This window comes from uncultured Lactobacillus sp. (genome assembly GCF_944327175.1).
Classification (GTDB): domain Bacteria; phylum Bacillota; class Bacilli; order Lactobacillales; family Lactobacillaceae; genus Lactobacillus.
The window spans coordinates 28,053-47,810 of the sequence record NZ_CALVGT010000050.1; the positions used below are offsets into that span (position 1 = coordinate 28,053).

The window sequence follows — 19,758 nt, forward strand, 5'->3', positions numbered from 1 at the left end:
GAAAAATAGATGAATTTGCTACTATTTTACCAGACTTTTTTTGACTTTACTTGCTGGTATTTGTTTTTTTAGCAATTTCGGCCAAGATAGCGGCAACAACCTGGTCAATCGTTAAATTAGTTGAATCGATTTCGATTGCATCCACTGCCTTCTTCAAAGGTGAAACTTCACGGTGGGAGTCAAGGTAGTCCCGCTTGGCAATGTCAGCTTCGATTTCTTCAACCGTCTGCTTGGCCTCAATTCCCTTTTCCTGCCAGTCCAAAAGTCGTCTTTCCGCTCTAGACCGGGCGCTGGCAACCAGGAAGATCTTGACTTCAGCCTTTGGCAAAACCGTGGTCCCGATGTCGCGGCCGTCCATGATCACGTTGGTTGACCCGGCAAGTTTTCTTTGCAAGTCAACCATCTTGCTTCTGACCCCCGGCAGGGCTGAGACCTGGGAGACATTAGCCGTGATTTCCGGGGTCCGGATTTCCAAAGACACGTCTTCCCCGGCTACCAGAACCTTCTGGCCGTTTTCGCCGGGCTCTAAAACGATGCCGTCTTCGTCGATCGCTTTTAAAATCCCGGCTTCATCCCCATAGTCCAGGCCGTGCTTGCGGGCGATAAAAGTACATGCCCGGTACATAGCACCCGTGTCGATATAAACGAATGACAGCTTATTGGCCACAATCTTGGCCACCGTGCTCTTACCTGCTGAAGCAGGTCCATCAATTGCTACTTGCATAACATCAAAATGAAGCGACTAGCATCACTTCAATCCTTTCCAATAAATTCAGCTATTTGGCTTGCTTGATCTTCAGTTTCTGACCAACTGCCAGGGTTGAGCTGGTATCCAGACCATTCTGCTCAGCCAGCTCTTCGGCGCTTATGCCGTACTTCTGGGCGATCGCAGCCCAGCTGTCGCCGGACTTGACCACGTAAGTCTTGACCTTGGGCGCAGGCTTGGCCTTGCTGGACCGCTTAGCGGTCTTCGGCTTAGTCTGTTCTTTCTTTGCTTGCGGGACGGCGTAGTCGCTATTTTGACTGGTGACCAGCGGCATGGCCGCCAAGGCCATCATGACCACGATCAAGAGGGCCGTCCACCACGGCGCCTGCTTGTTCTTGCGCTCTTCTCTGACCGCTTGCTGGCGGGCCAGACGTGACAAGGGCTTTTGGGCATTTTGATCCATCTAGCTTCCCCCTTTAAGCTTCCATTTTAACATAAAACCAGGTGCTAATCGAAAAGAAAAGGCCTTCCTTAAGGAAAGCCTCATCAATTATTTTATTTGCCTTTTCGCATTAGTACTTGCTGGAAACGCTGAAATGCTTGATCACAAATGGCTTGATCGTCTTTAGGACAGATTCAAAGAGGATGTAGACCACAACTGAGTTGATGGCCCCCTTGATCAAGTTGAATGGGACGATGATGCCCATGATGTAGCTGGACATGCTTGGAATGTGCAGCATCTTGCCCAGGTAGGTCTGTTCAGTAAAAGTGAGCAGCTGAGCGTAGCTCATGTGCATCCCCGCTGCCTGCGGCACTGAAGTGTAGGCGTAAACAGGAGTCAAGAGGAACTGGTTGGTCAAAGCCATCACCAGGGTCAATGACAAGACGCCTAAAAGCAGGCCCAGGGCCGGCAGCAGGAAACCCTTCAAGCTCTTTCTGTCTTCTTCCTTGACTGAGCCAGCCAGGAAGTAAAATGGCAGGGCAAAGGCCATCGAAGCCAGGAAGGCAGCCAGTTCACCGACCAGTGACGGGAGGGCAAAGCCAGCAAAGATTAAGGACAAAAGGCACTTGATCGCGGCTACGGCCACCCCGCCGCCGATACCGAAGATAAAGGTGGTGATGACCACGATGACGTCAGAGAAGTCCATCTTCAAAAAGCTGACACCCGGCATGACCGGGAATTCAAACTTCATCACCACAAAGGCGATGGCCCCGATCATGGCATAAGCGAGCCAGTTGCTGACTGATTTAACTGTCCGTTTGTTAGCAGCTTCCATATTAACATACCTCCATTAAAAAAGTCCGTTGCCTCGAAGAGGAACAGACCTTTCTTAGTAAGCATGCTTATTATTCCAGCGTCTGCCTTCTTCCATCTAGACTATAACTATCGGTAGCTTTACAGCATTCAGCCATTTGCATGGCTCGCGGACTTGCACCGCCGGTCGGGATTTTCACCCTGCCCCGAAGACAACTTGTATTATTTTTGATTACGTTTACATTCTAATCCACTTGCTTGAGTCTGTCAACTTCTTTGTGGTTTAATTCCCGGTACTGTCCGGATGTAAGGCCTTGCAAGTCCAGGAAGGAGTAGCGTTCCCTGGACAATTTATCAACCAGGTGATTGACAGCTTTAAACATTTCCTTGACCTGGTGGTAGTGGCCTTCATGGATAGTCAGCTGGACGATCTGGGTCTGGGCCCGGGGATTGGTCTTCAAAACCTTGACTTGGGCCGGCTTGGTCTTGTAGCGGCCGATCTGGACCCCCTTCTTCAAGGCCTTGATTTCATCTGGCTGCAAAATGCCCTTGATCTTAGCCACGTAGACCTTGTCAACTTCGTTTCTCGGATGCATGAGCAAGTTGGCCAGCTCCCCGTCATTGGTCATCAAGAGCAGGCCGGAAGTGTCGTAGTCCAAGCGGCCAACCGGGTAAAGGCGGTATGGCAAATCAGTAAAGTAGTCTGCCACCGTCTTGCGGCCCTTGTTATCCTTAACCGCGGAGATCACGCCCCGGGGCTTGTAGAAAAGATAAGTATGGTGGCTTTCTCTTTCAATCGGCTGGTTGTCAACAACAACTTGTTCAATCGAGCTGACCTTGGTCCCCAGCTTGGTTACCACTTGCCCGTCGACTCTGACCCGGCCGGCCAGGATCATTTTTTCCGCTTCTCTTCTAGAAGCAATCCCTGCCTGGGCGATCACTTTTTGCAAACGTTCTTCCGCCATTATAAATCCTCCATCTTCTGCAATGCTTCATCAGCCGTGCCGTTTTCGGCAAACAGGTCTACCTGGCCGTCGGCATCAAAGCTGCTGTCTTCAAAATTCTCAATTACCGGCAAATCCGCCAGGGACTTGTAGCCAAAGTACTGGAGGAAGTAATCGGTCGTCACGTACAGCTTGGGGTGGCCCGGAGCATCCTTAACCCCCTGGGCCTTGACCAGCCCCCGCCAGACAAGTGTCTGCAGGGCACCAGAGGAGTTAACCCCCCGGATTTCATCAATCTCAATCCGAGTGATTGGCTGCCGGTAGGCCACGATCGCCAGAATTTCCAGGGCTGACTGGCTGATGTTCTTGGTCAAGTCCTTGTTGAAATAGGCTTCCACCAAGTCGCTGACCTCCCCACTGGTCGTTAATTTATATTCATCATTGATTTCCAAAAGCTGCAAGCCGCTGTCGGGATCACTAGCCAGTTTTTCCTGCAATCTTTTGGCCAGATCCTCAATTTCCGGGTCCGGCACTTGCAGCAGGTCCCGCAGCTGCTCTTTCTTGATCCCGCCGTCCCCGGCCACGTAAAGTAGGGCTTCCAGCTGGGCTATTTTACTCGTCATGCTTGCTTCTTTCTATTTCCAAGTCGCCAAAGCGGCGCTTTTGCCTAACTTTCAAGTACTGGTCCTTGGCCAGTTCCAAAATTGCCAAAAAGAGGCCAACCAAATCCGCCAGGCTTTCCACCTGGTCAGTCAAGGCAAAAAAGCTGACCCGGCCTTTTTCCTCTAAAACTTCCTTCAGCCAGGTGATCATTTCCTGGATCGGCCGGCCGGTTAAAGTTACCTGGGCATGGTCATTTCTTTTCTTAAAGCGGCGCATGGCCAAAATAAAGCTGGCCGTTAGGTCCTGCTGGCTAATCTGCCCTAAGGGCAGGGGCTGAACCTTGGCCCCTTCAGCCACGCTGGGTTCCTTGGCGGCCAAGACCGGCACTTCTTCATTTCTGACCTTGAAGTAGGCTGAGATCTTTTTAAAGACGGAATACTGCACCAATTGCTCAACCAGTTCTTCCCGGGGGTCAGCAAATTCTTCTTCCGTCTCGACAAAGTCGTTTTTCGGCAAAAGATACTGGGACTTGATCCTAAGCAAGCTTGCCGCCATCACGAAATATTCCCCCGCTAATTGCAGGTTCAGCCTCTGCATCTGCTGGAGATAGTCCAGATACTGCTGAGTAATCCGGGCAATCGGGATGTCATAGATGTCTAGTTCCTGCGACCGAATCAAGTGGAGCAAAAGGTCCAGGGGGCCTTCAAAATTCGGCAGCTCAATGGTCATGCCTTCATTCATCATCGTTCAAATACTTCATCAAATAGGTATATTCCGGAACCGTCATAACTTTCTGCTTGCCAGCTTCCTGGGCCAGTTCCCGCATGATTTTTGAAAAGTGATCATCATCGCGGAAACCAGGCGCTAAGGACAAGTAGCGCAAGACCAGGCAGCCGGCCCCGGTCTAGCAGCCAGCCAGGCCGACAATATTTTGATCCTCATCCCAGTAAAGGTAGAGCTGGTGGGCCGGTTCTTCAGCATACAGCTGCATTTCTTCCTTCAGATTCTGCAAGTTCTTAAAGTCCGGCAGATAGGACAAGAGGCCCATGGCGACTTTTTCATAATCTTTTTTATATGGTACTAGCATCTGATCACCTCTAAATCCGGGGATGGGTCTTTTGATAGACGTCCAGGATATGCTTTTGGGTCAAGTTGGTATAGATCTGGGTCGTGGAAATGTCAGTATGACCCAGAATTTCCTGGACCACCCGCAAATCGGCCCCATGTTCCAGCAAATGGGTCGCGAAGCTGTGGCGGAGGGTATGGGGAGTCACATCCTTAGCAATGCCAGCCTGCTGGCAGTACTTCTTAATCTTCTGCCAGACGGCCTGCCGGGTCAATTGCCCGCCCCGGCTGTTCAAGAAAAGATAGTCACTGCTCTTGCCCCTTTTTAACAGCTGCTGGTCCCTGACAGGCAGGTAGCGCTTGATCCAGTCTAAGGCCAAATCGCTCACTGGAATCAGCCGCTCCTTGCTCCCCTTGCCCAGGACTTTGATCAGCTGCAGGTCGGCATGGACATCGGCTAATTGCAAGTTGACCGCTTCGCTGACCCGCATCCCCGTCGCGTAAAGCAGTTCCAAAAGGGCCCGGTCGCGGATGCCCAGATCCTTTGTTATATCTGGCTGCTCTAAAAGCCGGCCCACTTCAGCCTCAGTCAAAGCCAGTGGCATCCGCTTCTCCCGCTTGGGCGCGTCAATCTGGCTCATGGGGTCCAAAGCAATCAGCTGCTGGCGGACCAGCCACTGGTAAAAGCGGCGCAGGGTCGACACCAGCCGGCTGATGGAACTGTTGGCCTTGCCCAAGTCCCGCTCTTTAGCCAGAAAAGCATCAATTTCCACGGCTTCCAGCGGCCAGTCTTGCATCTGCTCTTCTTTGACGTAAGCCAAAAACTCCTGCAAGTCCTGTTGGTAGGCCGCGATTGTATTCGGGCTGAGTCCCCGTTCAATCTGGCTGTAGCGCAGGTAATCGTCAATTTGTTCGGCGAGCTTATTCATCCGCCTCATCCTTAACCAGCTTGATCGTACCGGCTTCCTTGTCCTGGCTGACCAGGCCCCGCTTGATCAAGTTGCCCAAGGCCCGTTTAAAGGCTGACTTGGAGATAGCGAAGTAGTCCTTGATGGCCTGGGCCTCGCTCTTGTCGCTAAAAGGCAGGGTCTTGTCGCCCTTGCGGCGCAAAGACATCATGATCATAGCCGCGTCATCGTCAATTTCTTCAAAAGCCCGGGGCAAAACGCTCATGTTCAAACGGCCATACTGGCTGACCCCGATTACCCGGGCCTTGACTTCCTCACCCAGCCGCAGGGGCTGCTGCATTTGAGATTCATGGATGAAGCCCAAATAGTAGTCATTGGTCAAAACAAAGCAACCCAGGGACTTGCTGGAGTATACCCGGGCCAGCAGGTTCTTGTTAACCAGGTTGTTTGGGAAGCGGACAGCGATTTGGTCAAAGACGTTCTCGTCAGCGGCCTTGGCCCAGATCCGGTCCTTGTCATCAGTTTCCAGCCGCACCAAAAGGCGGTCATCTTTTTGCGGCCAGCGGGCCGGGTCAAGTGGCAGGTCGTCCAGGGACATAACTATATCCTTATCAGGCAAGCCAATGTCCAAAAAGACCCCCAGCCCCCGCTGAACCCTGGTAACCGTGGCCCAGCCGTATTGGTCGGCCTGGGCAAAAGGCAAGAACTGGGTCATTTCCCGTTCATGTTTTTGGTTATCATAAATAAATCCCGTGATTTGCCCGCCAATTTCCGGCGTCTCTTCCTGGGTGATTTCTTCTTTCTTCAATTTGAACGTTAAGCCGTCAATCTGCACGAAATAGGCTTCAGCGTTACTGTCAGTGATTTTACCGGTCCGGATTTCTCCAAGCATAGTCTGCCTCCAACTTTACATAATTCTAATGCTAGTATACGGGAACAAAGAAAGAAAATAAAGTAATTAACAATAGTTTTTCCGCTAATTCGCCGATTTTTTCAATTCACGCATAGTTTGTCTATTTTAAAGCAAGTTTTGCCTCAACCACGTAGCCAGCACTTTCGCAGGAGCACTGGGCAACAAGCGAAAAAGCAGAACTGGCCGGTCTTTAAAAAAGGCACAGCAGTTAAAAATACGCCTGCTGCCTCTGTCATATTTTAGACAGTCATTAATTAAAAGAAAGCGGGCAAACATTAGGCAAAGAAAAAGAGCTCAATCGATTGATTGAACTCTTTCTTCTGTGGTTGTCAGACTTGCAATCCTAGATTACAGGTTTGAAACTTCACCTTGGTAAATTGCGCCGCGACGAGCGTCAACAGTCAAAGTTGAGCCGTCAGCGATCTTTGAAGTTGCGTCAGCAGCACCAACAACAACTGGAATGCCGAGTGATACGCCGACAACAGCTGCGTGGCTGGTCAAGCCGGAAGCTTCAACGATCATACCGCTGGCCTTCTTGATAGCTGGCATGTAGTCCTTGTCAGTAGTCTTAGCTACCAGGATGTCGCCTTCTTGAACCTTAGCGTTGGCTTCTTCAGCGCTGTTGGCAACAACAGCCTTGCCGATAACTGAGCCAGTGCCTACGCCCAAACCTTGAGCAAGTTGGTTGCCGATGATTTGCAGCTTCATCAAGTTAGTAGTACCTGATTGGCCGAATGGTACGCCGGCAACAATGATTACCAGATCGCCATCCTTAACGAAACCATGTTCCTTAGCTACGCGGGCAGCTTCTTCGAACATTTCGTCAGTGTTTGAAGGTTGCTTTGCCAAAACTGGTTCAACGCCCCATACGATACCCAATGAGTGTTGGATCTTTTCGTCGAAAGTCAAAGCAACGATAGTTGCGTCTGGACGGTACTTGGAGATCATACGAGCTGAGTAGCCGGAGCTAGTAGCAGTGATGATAGTCTTAACGCCCAGTTCTTGAGCAGTCCGGACAACTGATTCACCAATAGCTTCAGTAACGTTTGAACCCTTGTATTCTTCGAAGCGTTGCAAAGCCAAAGTGTTCCGGCTGTCCATTTGCTTTTCAGTCCGAACGTCGATGTCGTGCATAGCTTGAACTGATTCTACTGGGTACAAACCGTTTGCTGATTCACCTGACAGCATAGTTGCGTCAGTACCGTCAAGAACGGCGTTAGCAACGTCAGTTACTTCGGCACGGGTTGGACGTGGGTTTTCTTGCATTGAGTCCAGCATTTGAGTAGCAGTGATAACTGGCTTGCCCAAAGCGTTGCACTTCTTGATCAAAGTCTTTTGAACAAATGGCACGTTGATGAATGGGATTTCAACACCCATGTCACCACGGGCAACCATCAAACCATCTGAAACTTGCAAGATTTCGTCGATGTTGTCAATACCTTCTTGTGATTCAATCTTTGGGAAGATCTTAACGTATGATGCGTTAGCTTCTTCGCAAAGTGCGCGAATGTCAAGAACGTCTTGAGCCTTACGTACAAATGAAGCAAAGATGAAGTTAATACCGTGCTTCAAACCAAAGCGGATGTCGTCAGTGTCCTTTTCAGTAATCCCTGGGAGGCGGATTTCAACACCTGGAGCGTTAACACCCTTCTTTGAGCCGATGACACCAGTGTTTTGAGCTTCACAAACCAATTCGCGCTTTTCTTCGTCCTTGGCCTTGATAGTCAAACCAACAGCACCGTCGTCGATCAATACAGTGCCGCCTACGTGAGTGTCGTCAAACAGACCTGGGTAGGTAACGTGGATCATGTCCTTGTTGCCGGCCTTGGTTGCGTCCATTGACACGCGGATTTCGTCACCAGTGTTGATAGTGAACTTGCCGCCTTCTTGGTCAGTGGTTCTGATTTCGGCACCCTTGGTGTCCAAAGCGATGCCCAAAAGCTTGCCAGTCTTCTTTTCAACTTCACGAACCATGTTCATTCTTGCCAAGTGTTCTTCGTGGTCACCATGTGAGAAGTTGAAACGGAATACGTTTGCGCCTGCTTCGGCTAACTTGGTAATAGTTTCAATATCGTTTGAAGCTGGTCCTAAAGTACTAACAATCTTCGTTTTTTTCATCTTGAAAAAATCTCCCTAAATCAAAAACTATAAAAACAACTATCTTGATAAATCTGCGTTGAGCTTTAACAAGTCATAGTCACCCTTGTGAGACTCATCAAATAAATCAAGGATGTCGTGTGAAGTAATCTTGCCGTTTTCAATACCGACAGCCAGGCCGCCCTTGCCTTCCAAAAGAAGGTGAACGGCTTCGCTGCCCAGCTTGGAAGCCAGCACCCGGTCAGAAACAGTTGGCGTACCACCCCGCTGCATGTGGCCCAAGACATTGGCCCGAACGTCGAAGTCACCATACTTCTTCAGTTCAGCCATGAATTGGTCAGCAGTCATCACGCCTTCGGCAACGACTACCAAACCGTGGTCCTTGCCTCTTTCCTGGGCTTGCTTGAGCCGATTGGCGATTTCTTCGACATCATATGGTCTTTCAGGAATGACGATCGCGTCTGCCCCGCAGGCTACGCCGACGCGCATAGCGATGTCACCGCAGTTGCGGCCCATCACGTTGACAATGAAGACCCGGTGGTGGCTGGAAGCAGTGTCACGGATCTTGTCGATCGCGTCCATTGCCGTCATGCAGGCCGTGTCATAGCCGATCGTGGCATCCGTGTAAGGGATGTCGTTGTCGATCGTGCCTGGCAGGCCGATTGAGTTGAAGCCGTGGCGGGTCAACTGCAGGGCGCCATGGTAGGAACCATCCCCACCAATAACGACGACAGCATCGATGCCGTGCTTCTTCAATTGCTCAATACCAGCCAGCTGCCCTTCTTCTTCTGCAAATTCAGGGTAACGCGCAGAGTAGAGGAAGGTACCGGAAACATTGATCAAGTGGGCTACGTCTTCACTTTCCAATGGGAAAATGTCGCCCGCAACCAAACCTGCAAAACCGTATCTGATGCCGAAAACTTCCAAACCGTTCGCGATCGCGACTCTGGTTACGGCTCTTACGGCTGCATTCATGCCAGGGGCGTCGCCACCACTAGTCAAAATACCAATCCGTTTCATGAATTCACCTCATCATGATTTAAATTGTGTAATATCTCACATCACATAAATCATAACATTTTTCCCGCATAAAGTCTTGTAAAATCTGGTTTAAATTCGATTTTTTCAGACTTTCGACCTGTTAGGGCTTACAAATCCCAGCCTGGCGTTTATTATTTTTTTCACTAGGACTGATTTTTTTCAAAAAAGCAAATTGGTCAAGTCATTTTCAGCGCAGATTGACCTGTTTTAAGGCATAAATTTTGAAATCCAGGCTCTCCCTTTGCCCTAAAGCTTCCAGCTTGAGCAGGTAGTAGTCATTTACCTGTAAATTCAAGTTTAAATTTGCCAGTTCCCCGGCAAAAAGCCAGCACCTGTAACGGCCGGAGGAATCAGCCAGGATCAAGGTCGCCATCTTCCGCCCCCGCTTGTCTTCCTGGTAGCGGACAGCCAAGAGCTTGCCCAGGGCCATGCCCCTTTCTTTAACCCGGAAGTTGCCTAAGCGCTTGGTCTGGTAGTGCTGGTCAAAATAGCGCTCAAGGGCCAGGGCCTTAGGCTTGACCGTGACCGGTTTGACCTCTTCAGCCTGCTCCAGCTGCTTTAAGTCCAAAAGGCGAAGGTCGCGCAAGATCAGCTGGTAGCCCCGGCCATCCTCCTGGTCTTCTTTTTTGTCAATCTGCAAGAGATAGACCGCGTCTTCTTTCAGCATCTGGGCAAAGCGGCGGTACTGGCTGGTAAAAATCGTCACCTTCTCGCTAGTCTGTCCGTCGCTAAAGACGGCATTGCTGCCTAATTCACCGGCCCGTGCCCCCCGCTTGACCCGCCAGTCGTTTTTCTTGACGAACTGGGCAAGGACCTGCCCGGTCTCATTTAAGGCAAAAGCAGCAAATGGCTTGGCCCCATAGCGCTTGGCCAGAGCCTTGCCGGCAATTTCCAAAGGCGATGCCGTTACGGCAAAGCCCATGGCTCTTTCTTCCATCGCCACCTTTTCAGCTGCCGTCGGCATTGGCACGTTTTCTTCCTTGGCGGCCAAAAAATCCTGCAAGACCAGGCTCTTTTGCGACAGGCGTGCAGTATTGAGCATGTTGCCGCAGTTGACCAAAAGACTGGCCCGGTTAGGGCTGACCTGGTCAAAGAGACCTGCTTCAATCAAGGGAACCAGCTGCCTTTCTTTTAATTCTTTGGTATCCAGCTGCCGCAAAAAAGCCGGGAAGCTGGTTACCGGCCGCTTTATCTTTAACAGCTGGTCCAAAAAAGGCGGCGTGATAGCCATAATGTCCTTTAAGCCCAGGTAGATCCGGCCTTCAAACAAGCGAGCTTCTGACTGGCTTATATTGATATCCGGACCCAGGACCTCAACGCCGGCCTTTCTAGCCTGGCGGATAATGGCCCCTTTTTCCTTGCCCCGGCTGGCCCGGAGCTTTTCCAAGTAGAACTCTCTTGGAAAATGGACGGACAAGAAGGCCTGCCAGTAAGCCAAAAGGGCATAGGCAACGGCGTGGGAGTGGTTGAAGCCATAGTTGGCGAAAGGCTCGATTAAGGCGTAGACTGCCTCGGCGGCTTGCCGGCTGTGTCCCATTTTGCCTGCACCAGCGATAAATTTGCCCTTTTCTTCGGCTAAAAGGCCAGCCTGCTTTTTGGAAATCGCGTTCCGGAAGACATCAGCCTCAGCCAGGCTGAAGCCGGCGAAAATCCGGGCCGTCTGCATGACCTGCTCCTGGTAGACGAAAACACCGTAGGTCGGCCCCAGGACTTCTTTTAAGCTGGGGTCGGGATACTGAACCGGACTGGCCCCGTTTTTCCGGGCGACGTACAAGGGGATGCTGGCGATTGGCCCCGGCCGGTAAAGGGCTACGGCGACGGACAAGTCGTCAAAAGTCCGGGGCTGGATTTTTCTTAAGGCCTCCTGCATCCCGCTGGAATTAAACTGGAAGATCTGCTGGGTCTCCCCCCGGGCAAAAAGGGCCAGGGTCTCCGGATCATCCAAAGGAAGCCGGGTCAAATCCAGAGGGCCGCTGCTCTTTTGGATCTCGGCTAAAACTCCTTCCAAAAGCTCCAGATTGTCCAGGGTCAGAAAGTCAATCTTTAAGAGGCCGTACTTTTCAACGTACTTTTTAGTCTGCTCAACCGTCCATAAAGGAGCTTCTTTCCCGGTCATGAGGCCGATCTGCCTGGACAGAGGCTCCTCACTGATCACTAAGCCAGGAGCGTGGGTGCCCGTGTCTTCCGGCAATCCTTCCAGCCTTGTGGCAGTTTGATAAAGGAGGCGGGTCAAAGGACTGGTAGCGACCAGGGCCTTAAATTTGGCCTGCTGGCCGGCCTCCGCCAAAGTTTTAGCTGGCCCCATAGCCTGCTTGAGGCGGGCGATAGCCGGCATGGTTAGGCCAAAAACCTGGCCGGTCCGGTCCAGAACGCTTTTGGCCTTCATGGTCGTCAAGGCCAAAATCCGGGCCACCAGGTCAGAACCCTCGCCAAAGCGGGCTTTAGCACCGTATTTTTCCTGCACGTAAGCAAAAGCCAGCTTCCGTCCGCTCGTGGTAAAGTCCAGGTCAATGTCGGGCATGTTGGCCCGGGCCGGATTTAAGAAACGCTCAAAAAGCAGGTCGTATTTTAAAGGGTCAATTTGGGTAATGCCCAAAGCGTAGGCCACCAAGGACCCGGCGGCTGACCCCCGGCCCGGGCCGACCAGGGCGCCTTTTTGCCGGCAGTAATTGACGATGTCGCCGACGATCAAAAAGTAGTCAGCAAAGCCCATCTGCTTGATGACGGCCAGTTCCTTTTGCAAGCGGGCTTGGTAAATTCCCTGCCTGAGCTGTAATTTTTCCAGGCCGGCAAAAGCCAGCTTTTCCAAATATTGGTCGGAAGAAAGGCCGGTTGCTTGCGGAAAAACCGGCAGCTGAGGCTCTTTAAAGGGAATCTTGGCCTGGCAGTGGTCGGCAATCTTACCGCTGTTGGCCAATGCTTCTTCTAGGCCCATTTTCCGGCAGGCGTCTTCCAGGACAGCCGCGGGCCTAAGCCAATGCGACCCCTGCCCTTCCGCCATCAAGGTCAGTTCATGCTCATCCAGGACCCGTCTTTCCTTGATGGCCTGCAGCACCTTGCAAAAAAACTGGTCACCCGGGTCCAAGTAGCGGACGTCCTCAACAACCGTTATGGGCAAGTCCGAAGATTCTGCCAGCTTTTTGACATAGGCATCATAAGCAGCCGCGGATTCGGCCGGGTAAACGCCTAAGTATAAAGACAGGCCTTTTGGCAAAAAGTCCAAGAGCTTTTTAACATAGTCCTCTCCGCTATTGCCTAGTTGATTAAGCTGGCGCAGCTCGCTGGTCGGCCCGGCGGGCACGATCACGGTCAAATCAGACAAGTCCGGCAAGTCAGCTAAGCTAGGGGCTGATCCGGTAAGATCGCCGGAAGCAATATTTAAAAAGCTGGACAAGCGCATCAAGGACTGGTAGCCCTCTTGACTTTGGGCCAAAAAGGCCAGGCCATATTCTGCTTCTTCCAATTCAATCCCCTTAAATCGGCCTTGCAGGCCCAAAAGGGGCTTGATCCCTGCTTTTAATGCTTCCTGGTAAAAGTCGGCCAGACCAAAAGTTACATTGATGTCCGTCAGTGCCACGGCGCTATAACCCCGCTCTTTTGCCCCCTTGACCAGGTCAGCCGCCTTCATCGGACTGGCCAGAATGGTATTAGCTGAAATCGTCTGCAATGCTGCTATGTTCACCTTGCTCACTCTGCCTTTCACATTTTTCTTGTTATTTCAATTATAGCAAAGTCGCCTTTTCACCAATTGAATTTGCTCGCTGATTCTGGTAAAATGCAGAGCGAAAGAAGGAAGATACTATGGGACGTTACATTGTTTGCATCGTCTGGGGGATGATTTTTACCTTCATCATCGGCTTCATCGGAGCCCCTTTGACCCAGAGCACGTATAACCCTGTTACCTTGTTGATCGTCGGTGCCGTATTTGGCCTGTTGTTCTCTTTGACTATTCCAAAGATCACGGCCAAGTCATACAAGGACGACTCCGCGTTCAGCAAATAAAACAGAAGACCACAGTGGCTAGCCTAACCGGCTAGCCCTTTTTGTTGTATTTTTCCTGTCCGCGGGCAAAAGATGGTATGATTTACCTAGTCTAAATTTATTAAGGAAGTTGACTAATGAAAGATAACCTGATCGTTTTTAAAGTAGGAACCTCCTCGCTGACCAGTCCGGCCGGCGACCTGGATCCAGAGAAGATCAAAAGAATTACCCGGCAGCTAGCCCAGCTGCACCAGGCCGGCTACAAGCTGGTCCTGGTAACTTCAGGATCCATCGCAGCGGGCTTCCGCCGGCTCGGCTTTGACAAACGACCCAGGAAGGTGGCTGACAAGCAGGCCGCGGCCGCTGTCGGCCAGGGGCTCTTGATTGAGGAATACACCCGCAGCCTTTTGGTCCAGGGCGTGGTTTCCGCCCAGATCCTCCTGACCCAGGACGACTTCGCTGACCAGCGCCGCTACCAAAACGCCCAGACGGCCTTGAACGTCCTTTTGAACCGGCGGGTCATCCCCATTATCAACGAAAATGACACTATCGCCATCGATGAACTGAAAGTCGGCGACAACGACACCCTTTCAGCGCAAGTGGCTTCTCTTTTAAAGGCTGACCTCCTGGTCCTTTTGACCGACGTGCCAGGCCTTTACAGCGACAATCCCCGAAAGAACCCCGATGCCCGGCCGATCCCGGTCATCGACGAGATTACCCCGCAAATTTTTGAAATGGCCGGCGGGGCCGGGTCCAGCAACGGCACCGGGGGCATGGCTACCAAGATCAAGGCCGCGGACATGGCAACCAAGTCCGGCGTCCCGGTCTTCATCTGTTCGGCGGATTCCACTGCCTTAGCCGACGCCGTTCACCAGAAGAATCAGGGGACCCTTTTCACGGCCAACGAGAATGCCTTCAACCAGAAGAAGCAGTGGCTGGCCTTCTACGCCCCGGCCAAAGCCCGGATCTACATCGACCACGGGGCTGTTCACGCCATGGCCAGGGAAGGCTCCAGCCTCCTTATTTCCGGGATCAAGCAGATCCAGGGCAATTTTAAGAAAGATGACATCGTGGAAGTCTACAGCTTGAAGAGCAAGAAGCTGATCGGCAAGGGCAAGGCCAGATTCTCCCGGCCAGTTCTGGAAGAAATTTTGGAGCAAAAGCACCCCGAGGGCATCTTCATCCACCGCGACGATTGGGTTACCACCCTTTGATTTGAGAAAGGAAAAAAGAAAAAATATGACTGAAAGCTCAACTCAACAACTGCTGGACAGTCTGCTGGCCAACAAGGCGGCTGTCAACCTGGCAAATACTGCCGATAAGAACGAAGCTTTGGCCTTGATGGCTGACAGCCTGCTGGACCATGAAGCAGAGATCATGGCTGCCAACCAGCTTGACCTGGAAAAGGCAAAGGGACAAATTCCTGACGTTATGCTGGACCGGCTCCGCCTTACTCCAGGCCGCTTAGCCGGCATGGCCAGCGGCATCCGGGCCTTGATCGACCTGCCGGACCCAGTCGGCCGCCTTTTAAGCGAGCACACAGCTGACAATGGCCTCAAGATTGAAAAGCGGTCCGTGCCTTTTGGCTTGATCGGGATGATCTATGAAAGCCGGCCAAACGTCACTTCTGACGTGGCGGCTCTGGCTCTTAAGTCCGGCAATGCCGCTCTTTTGCGGTCCGGCAAGGATGCTTTTAATTCCGCTAACGCTATCATGCAGGCCTTAAAGGCGGGCTTGGCCAAAAGCAAGATCTCCCCAAAGGTGATTGAATTGGTGCAAGACACCAGCCGGCAGTCTTCCAGCGAAATGATGACTGCCCGGGGCAAGATCGACCTTTTGATCCCGCGCGGGGGCAAGGGCTTGATCAGAGCGGTCGTTGACAACGCCAAGGTGCCGGTTATTGAAACCGGGACCGGGATCTGCCATATCTATGTCAACAAGGCCGCTAATTTGGACGAGGCAGTCAAGATCACGGCCAATGCCAAGATGAGCCGGCCATCTGTCTGCAACGCTGCTGAAGTCTGCCTGGTTGACCAGGAAGTTGCCGCTGACTTCCTGCCCCGTTTAGCTGAAGCTTTTGCCGGCAAGGTTGAGATGCGGGCTGAAGAAAGAGCAAAAGAATTTTTGCCAGAAGCTAAAGCAGCTGGTCCAGACGACTTTGACACTGAATTTTTGGACTACATCATGGCCATCAAGGTCGTGGACGGGGTTGAGGAAGCTATTGACCACATCGCCAAGCACTCAACCCACCACAGCGAAGCCATCGTGACTGAAGACCAAGCAGCTGCTGACCGCTTCACCCAAGCAGTTGACTCAGCCGCCGTTTACGTCAACGCTTCTACCCGCTTTACTGACGGGGGCGAATTCGGCCTGGGCTGCGAACTGGGCATTTCCACCCAGAAGATGCACGCCCGCGGGCCAATGGGCTTAAACGAACTTAACAGCTACAAGTACATCGTCCGTGGCCAGGGCCAGGTCAGAGAATAGCAAGGAGTTTTTTATGAAAGTTGGATTTATCGGTTTAGGCAACATGGGAAGCGCGATCGCCAGAGCAGTTGCCAAGTGTGATGACGTCAGCCTGCTTTTGAGTAGCCACAACCCGGAAAAGGCCGGCAAGTTGCAGGCGGAAATCGGCGGCGAGCTCTTAGGCAACGCGCAAGTTGCTGCTGAAAGCGACGTGGTCTTTTTAGGAGTCAAGCCTTACCAGGTGGCCAGCACCATCAAGGAAATCGGCGAAGGCAGCAATAACGGCAACATCTGGATCTCCATGGCAACCGGGGTCAGCCTGGAAACTTTGGCCAAGCTTCTACCCGGTCACGACCTGGTCAGAATGATGCCTAACACCCCAGTAGCCATCGGCCAGGGCATGACCAGCTACACCAGCCAGAGCAGCCAGGCCAAAGATGTCTTCAAGGAATTAATGGCTTACTCTGGCAAGGTCGTGGAAATCCAGGAAGACTTGATGGATGCCGCTACGGCAGTAGCTGGCTGCGGTCCGGCCTTCGTCTACCAGTTTATTGAAGCCCTGGGCGATGCTGGCGTGCAAAACGGCCTCTCCCGCTCCCAAGCCATCGAAATGGCAGCCCAGACCGTTTTGGGCTCAGCCCAGATGGTCCTGGAAAGCGGCCAGCACCCGGCCCAACTCAGAGACGCCGTAACTTCACCAGGCGGCTCAACCATCGCCGGTATCGTTGAACTAGAAAAGAACGGCTTCCGCTACGCAGCCATCAGCGCTGTTAACGCGGCTCTTAAGCGGAACCAGGAATTGGGCTAAAGAGCAAATTAAGCAGATAAACAAAGAAATACCCACTGAAGATGGAAAATTCTTCAGTGGGTATTTTGTTCTAATTATTAATGGCTGGTTTCGACCATGATATAAGACCGGTTGCTGTAAACATTTCTTGACCGGGAATATTCAATGTTAACCCCGGAATTGATCCAGACAATCTGCTCAATTTCCAGAATCGGCGGAAGACCCAGCCAAACTTGATGTGCAGCTTCTTGTGCAGGTAAGAGTAGATCGACCCTTCCAAGATCTTTTTGGACAAGGCCGGCACCTGGCTGACCGGCATATAAGTATGCTCAATCACCAGGGGCTCGTCGTCCAAAAGGCTCAAACCTGTTTTTTTACATCAAAGACTCGTCATAGATAGCCCGTTGGCCACCGACATACTTTGGCCGGCGACGGGCACAAATGATGTTGGCCTCCCCGATCTTGTCCAAAGAGATTCTCAAAGGAACCACCACCGGGTGCAGGTGCATCCCGATCAAGGTGCCGCCGATGTCGATCCCGGCTTCACCCCGGGCAGCAATGTCTTCCACCAGTACCGCATTTAGCATTTTCTGGTAGGCTACGGTCGCGAAAGCCCCGCCGGCATGATTTGGCTGGGGAATAGCGTTGACCTGTTCCAAGTCATACTTTTCCATCGCTTCCCGGCTGACCACCAGGGCCCGGTTCAAGTGCTCGCAGCACTGGGCGGCTAGGTAAATCCCCTTTTCTGCCAAAACCTCATTTATTCCCTGGTAAAGGGCTTCAGCAACATCGGTGCTGGTGTTGGTGCCGATCGCCTCACCCAAGACCTCACTTGAAGAGCAGCCAACCACGAAGAACTGGCCGGCCTTGATCCCGGATGCCTCGACAATTTCACTGACGGCCTGCTTGGCCTGCCTTTGAATTTCTGCTAAATCCATCTTTTTCCTCCAATCTTTATTTCTCTGCTTGTTTGTTAATTTTTTGCTTGCTGCCTATATTGTAACTCAGTCCTCAGATTCTGCCGCGAGTATAAGCAAATCTGCTAAAATATAGGATTAACCGTCCTTCTGACCGCGGCCAGCAAGGCCTGCTGGGAGAGGTCCTTCTTTTTCAAACTGTCTAAAACATGCCGGTCAATCGTTCCCTTCGTCAAAAGATGGTGAATGATGACCGGCTTTTTCTGTCCCTGCCGGTAAAGGCGGCCATTCATCTGCTGGTACTGCTCCAGGCTCCAGGGCAGGGTAAACCAGATCAAGGTGTGGCCCCCCTCTTGCAGGTTAAGACCCGCCCCGGCGCTGGCCGGCTGGACCAGCATGACCGGAATTTTGCCCTTGTTCCAGCGGCGGATCATGCCAGCTGAGCCGTCAAAAAGCTCAGCCTGCACCCCGTTTTTCTGGTAAAAGGCTAAAAGGCGGGCGGCGTCAGACTTGAAATAATAAGCTACCAGGCTGGGCGTGGCCGTGTTACTGGTCAAGTAGAAGCATCTTTCTAATTTCCCGGCAAAAATCTCCTGGTAATGCACACCATCTTCTTCATAAATGGCTCCACTGGCTAATTGCCGCAAGCGGCCGGCCAAAACTGCCGCGTTATCAGCAGTAATCTCCTGGCCTGGCAAGTCTAGAACTTGCTCTTTTTTCAGCTGCTGGTAGCTCTTTTTGGCCTTTGGCGGCATTTCCACCCAATCCAGGCTCTCGGTCAGTTCCGGCAATTTCAGCCGGCTATTTTTCATGGAGATGACAATGTCATCGATGGCCTGGTAGATTTTCTCCTCACTGCCTGGCAAAAGCCGCCACTTGACCGGGTGGTTGTTGACCAGCATGGTAGGCTCAAAGTACTGCTGCCGGTAGGTCGTGATGCTCTTGCCCAGCCTTTTTCCTTGGTCCAAAAGATAAATTTGTGACCAGAGATCCTGGAGGGAATTAGGCGCTGGAGTCCCGGTCAGTTCAATCAGGCGCTGGATCCGCCCCCGCACACTCTTTAAGGCCTTAAAGCGCTGGGAAGCCGGCGACTTGAAAGACTGGGACTCGTCAATCACCACGTTTTTAAAGAGCCAGGGTCCCAGGTCAACCAGCTTGCTGACCAGGTCCCGGCTGGCAAAATACAGCTGCCAGTCGCCCTTGGCGGCCTTGGCCGCGGCATCTTCATAAAGCTCTTGCCGGCCAGCTGGAGTCAGCTGGCGGCCTTTTTCGTCGGTCAAAAAGGACTGGGTCTTAAAGGGCAAGTTCCACTTGTCAATCTCATCTTGCCAGGTTGACTTGGCCACGGTCTTTGGCGCGATTACCAAAATATGCCCCTTCATCCCCTCTTCGCGTAATTTGGCTAAAGCGGCCAGAGTAGTCAGGGTCTTGCCCAGGCCAATATCCAGGAAAATCCCGCAGTAAGGATGATCCATAATAAAGTTCATGCTGTAAAGCTGGTAGTCATGCAGGGGCAGGACCTGCCCGCCTAATTTGACTTGAGCATCGACCATTTGACCGGCAAAGGACTCAGTCTTTTCTTTTACTTTTTTTGCTTTTTTGGCTACTTTTACTTCTTTAACTTCTTCTATTTTTTCTGTTTTACCTGTTTTTTCTTCATTTGGCATTTTAGCAGCCATAATCACCCCGTCTAACTGCAATTGCCAACTGCCCTTTTTCTCGACCTGGCTGAGGGTCAAGGTCACCATTTGCCCGGCCGGGACTTCTTGGCCAAATATCTGCTTGAGCTTGCCGCCTTCTTCTTTGGCCAGCCAGGGCAGGACCCCTTCGGCCGCCTCAAAAGAGGCAATTGCTCCCGGCAAATTCTTTTCTAAATGGCCGCAGACCGCCTCCCAGTCTTTCAATGTCACGAAAGCATAGGGCTTCTGGTGAACCGGCAGGCCGGCTAATTCTTCTGCTGCCTGCACCTGCCGCAATTCTTCGGCTGATACAAAGGAAGTCAAATGGCTCTTGACCACTTTCCCTTGGACGCGCACATTTTCTCCTGGCATACTCCACCTCCTTAGCTGCTTTTA

General features: G+C 51.9%; 18 protein-coding genes, 1 pseudogene and 1 riboswitch. Of the genes and pseudogenes, 4 read left to right on the top strand and 15 right to left on the bottom strand.

What is annotated here, in order from left to right; translation table 11 throughout:
• Positions 1-46: 46 nt before the first annotated feature.
• The 12 genes and pseudogenes from cmk to Q0J41_RS06435 all read right to left on the bottom strand — a co-directional run bounded on the left by cmk (position 47) and on the right by Q0J41_RS06435 (position 13,214).
• A complete protein-coding gene (gene cmk / locus Q0J41_RS06380; RefSeq protein WP_296227494.1) occupies positions 47-724 on the bottom strand; it encodes a (d)CMP kinase in 678 nt (225 codons plus the stop codon).
• Between the two features lie 52 nt (positions 725-776).
• Positions 777-1,169 carry a LysM domain-containing protein gene (locus Q0J41_RS06385; RefSeq protein ID WP_296227496.1) on the bottom strand — a complete coding sequence of 131 codons (393 nt, stop codon included), beginning with the start codon at positions 1,167-1,169 and terminating at the stop codon, positions 777-779.
• 109 nt (positions 1,170-1,278) lie between these two features.
• Complete coding sequence (locus tag Q0J41_RS06390; RefSeq protein ID WP_296227499.1) at positions 1,279-1,983, bottom strand: ECF transporter S component; 705 nt, start codon at positions 1,981-1,983, stop codon at positions 1,279-1,281.
• An 80-nt stretch (positions 1,984-2,063) separates the two neighbouring features.
• Positions 2,064-2,179: riboswitch (FMN riboswitch) on the bottom strand.
• 27 nt (positions 2,180-2,206) lie between these two features.
• The gene (locus Q0J41_RS06395) at positions 2,207-2,926 is read right to left on the bottom strand and encodes a pseudouridine synthase (protein ID WP_003619832.1); all 720 of its coding nucleotides are present in this window, start codon (positions 2,924-2,926) and stop codon (positions 2,207-2,209) included.
• Entirely contained in the window at positions 2,926-3,528 is a 603-nt protein-coding gene (gene scpB / locus Q0J41_RS06400) for an SMC-Scp complex subunit ScpB (protein ID WP_296227513.1), read from the bottom strand. The genes Q0J41_RS06395 and scpB overlap by 1 nt, the downstream gene beginning before the upstream one ends.
• The gene (locus Q0J41_RS06405; protein WP_296227516.1) at positions 3,518-4,252 is read right to left on the bottom strand and encodes a segregation/condensation protein A; all 735 of its coding nucleotides are present in this window, start codon (positions 4,250-4,252) and stop codon (positions 3,518-3,520) included. Before Q0J41_RS06405 ends, scpB begins: the two co-directional genes overlap by 11 nt.
• Positions 4,242-4,595 (bottom strand): annotated as a pseudogene (locus Q0J41_RS06410) (reductase). The gene Q0J41_RS06405 and the pseudogene Q0J41_RS06410 overlap by 11 nt, the downstream one beginning before the upstream one ends.
• Positions 4,596-4,605: 10 nt before the next feature.
• Positions 4,606-5,511, bottom strand: coding sequence for a site-specific tyrosine recombinase XerD (xerD, locus tag Q0J41_RS06415; RefSeq protein ID WP_296227518.1), 906 nt, complete (start codon positions 5,509-5,511; stop codon positions 4,606-4,608).
• Positions 5,495-6,373, bottom strand: coding sequence for a S1-like domain-containing RNA-binding protein (locus tag Q0J41_RS06420; protein WP_296227520.1), 879 nt, complete (start codon positions 6,371-6,373; stop codon positions 5,495-5,497). The genes xerD and Q0J41_RS06420 overlap by 17 nt, the downstream gene beginning before the upstream one ends.
• A 369-nt stretch (positions 6,374-6,742) precedes the next feature.
• On the bottom strand, positions 6,743-8,512 hold the full coding sequence (gene pyk / locus Q0J41_RS06425; RefSeq protein ID WP_296227521.1) for a pyruvate kinase: 1,770 nt from the start codon (positions 8,510-8,512) through the stop codon (positions 6,743-6,745).
• Between the two features lie 39 nt (positions 8,513-8,551).
• Positions 8,552-9,511 carry a 6-phosphofructokinase gene (pfkA, locus tag Q0J41_RS06430; RefSeq protein ID WP_296227523.1) on the bottom strand — a complete coding sequence of 320 codons (960 nt, stop codon included), beginning with the start codon at positions 9,509-9,511 and terminating at the stop codon, positions 8,552-8,554.
• A gap of 208 nt (positions 9,512-9,719) precedes the next feature.
• Positions 9,720-13,214 carry a DNA polymerase III subunit alpha gene (locus tag Q0J41_RS06435; protein WP_296227525.1) on the bottom strand — a complete coding sequence of 1,165 codons (3,495 nt, stop codon included), beginning with the start codon at positions 13,212-13,214 and terminating at the stop codon, positions 9,720-9,722.
• Between the two features lie 119 nt (positions 13,215-13,333).
• Here Q0J41_RS06435 and Q0J41_RS06440 point away from each other — a divergent pair, with 119 nt between their 5' ends.
• The 4 genes from Q0J41_RS06440 to proC all read left to right on the top strand — a co-directional run bounded on the left by Q0J41_RS06440 (position 13,334) and on the right by proC (position 16,787).
• Positions 13,334-13,534, top strand: coding sequence for a YjzD family protein (locus Q0J41_RS06440; protein WP_270448977.1), 201 nt, complete (start codon positions 13,334-13,336; stop codon positions 13,532-13,534).
• Between the two features lie 116 nt (positions 13,535-13,650).
• Positions 13,651-14,727 carry a glutamate 5-kinase gene (gene proB / locus Q0J41_RS06445; protein ID WP_296227527.1) on the top strand — a complete coding sequence of 359 codons (1,077 nt, stop codon included), beginning with the start codon at positions 13,651-13,653 and terminating at the stop codon, positions 14,725-14,727.
• Between the two features lie 25 nt (positions 14,728-14,752).
• Positions 14,753-16,000 carry a glutamate-5-semialdehyde dehydrogenase gene (locus tag Q0J41_RS06450; RefSeq protein ID WP_296227529.1) on the top strand — a complete coding sequence of 416 codons (1,248 nt, stop codon included), beginning with the start codon at positions 14,753-14,755 and terminating at the stop codon, positions 15,998-16,000.
• A gap of 13 nt (positions 16,001-16,013) precedes the next feature.
• On the top strand, positions 16,014-16,787 hold the full coding sequence (gene proC, locus Q0J41_RS06455; RefSeq protein WP_296227532.1) for a pyrroline-5-carboxylate reductase: 774 nt from the start codon (positions 16,014-16,016) through the stop codon (positions 16,785-16,787).
• 70 nt (positions 16,788-16,857) lie between these two features.
• On the opposite strand, the gene Q0J41_RS06460 is transcribed toward proC, so the two are convergent.
• From Q0J41_RS06460 to Q0J41_RS06470, 3 genes are all read right to left on the bottom strand, one after another.
• A complete protein-coding gene (locus Q0J41_RS06460) occupies positions 16,858-17,121 on the bottom strand; it encodes a UTRA domain-containing protein (protein ID WP_296227534.1) in 264 nt (87 codons plus the stop codon).
• 19 nt (positions 17,122-17,140) lie between these two features.
• Positions 17,141-17,704: a TIGR01440 family protein gene (locus Q0J41_RS06465; RefSeq protein ID WP_296227536.1), complete on the bottom strand. Its 564-nt coding sequence runs from the start codon at positions 17,702-17,704 to the stop codon at positions 17,141-17,143.
• A gap of 104 nt (positions 17,705-17,808) precedes the next feature.
• Complete coding sequence (locus Q0J41_RS06470) at positions 17,809-19,734, bottom strand: DEAD/DEAH box helicase (RefSeq protein WP_296227538.1); 1,926 nt, start codon at positions 19,732-19,734, stop codon at positions 17,809-17,811.
• Positions 19,735-19,758 lie beyond the last annotated feature (24 nt).

What these genes read in the sequence shown, in the direction of transcription:
- pfkA (WP_296227523.1), bottom strand. Translation starts at nt 9,511, where the DNA reads ATGAAACGGATTGGTATTTTGACTAGTGGTGGCGACGCCCCTGGCATG.
- scpB (WP_296227513.1), bottom strand. Translation starts at nt 3,528, where the DNA reads ATGACGAGTAAAATAGCCCAGCTGGAAGCCCTACTTTACGTGGCCGGG.
- Q0J41_RS06450 (WP_296227529.1), top strand. Translation starts at nt 14,753, where the DNA reads ATGACTGAAAGCTCAACTCAACAACTGCTGGACAGTCTGCTGGCCAAC.
- cmk (WP_296227494.1), bottom strand. Translation starts at nt 724, where the DNA reads ATGCAAGTAGCAATTGATGGACCTGCTTCAGCAGGTAAGAGCACGGTG.
- Q0J41_RS06465 (WP_296227536.1), bottom strand. Translation starts at nt 17,704, where the DNA reads ATGGATTTAGCAGAAATTCAAAGGCAGGCCAAGCAGGCCGTCAGTGAA.
- proC (WP_296227532.1), top strand. Translation starts at nt 16,014, where the DNA reads ATGAAAGTTGGATTTATCGGTTTAGGCAACATGGGAAGCGCGATCGCC.
- Q0J41_RS06390 (WP_296227499.1), bottom strand. Translation starts at nt 1,983, where the DNA reads ATGGAAGCTGCTAACAAACGGACAGTTAAATCAGTCAGCAACTGGCTC.
- xerD (WP_296227518.1), bottom strand. Translation starts at nt 5,511, where the DNA reads ATGAGGCGGATGAATAAGCTCGCCGAACAAATTGACGATTACCTGCGC.
- Q0J41_RS06420 (WP_296227520.1), bottom strand. Translation starts at nt 6,373, where the DNA reads ATGCTTGGAGAAATCCGGACCGGTAAAATCACTGACAGTAACGCTGAA.
- Q0J41_RS06395 (WP_003619832.1), bottom strand. Translation starts at nt 2,926, where the DNA reads ATGGCGGAAGAACGTTTGCAAAAAGTGATCGCCCAGGCAGGGATTGCT.
- proB (WP_296227527.1), top strand. Translation starts at nt 13,651, where the DNA reads ATGAAAGATAACCTGATCGTTTTTAAAGTAGGAACCTCCTCGCTGACC.
- pyk (WP_296227521.1), bottom strand. Translation starts at nt 8,512, where the DNA reads ATGAAAAAAACGAAGATTGTTAGTACTTTAGGACCAGCTTCAAACGAT.
- Q0J41_RS06440 (WP_270448977.1), top strand. Translation starts at nt 13,334, where the DNA reads ATGGGACGTTACATTGTTTGCATCGTCTGGGGGATGATTTTTACCTTC.
- Q0J41_RS06405 (WP_296227516.1), bottom strand. Translation starts at nt 4,252, where the DNA reads ATGATGAATGAAGGCATGACCATTGAGCTGCCGAATTTTGAAGGCCCC.
- Q0J41_RS06470 (WP_296227538.1), bottom strand. Translation starts at nt 19,734, where the DNA reads ATGCCAGGAGAAAATGTGCGCGTCCAAGGGAAAGTGGTCAAGAGCCAT.
- Q0J41_RS06385 (WP_296227496.1), bottom strand. Translation starts at nt 1,169, where the DNA reads ATGGATCAAAATGCCCAAAAGCCCTTGTCACGTCTGGCCCGCCAGCAA.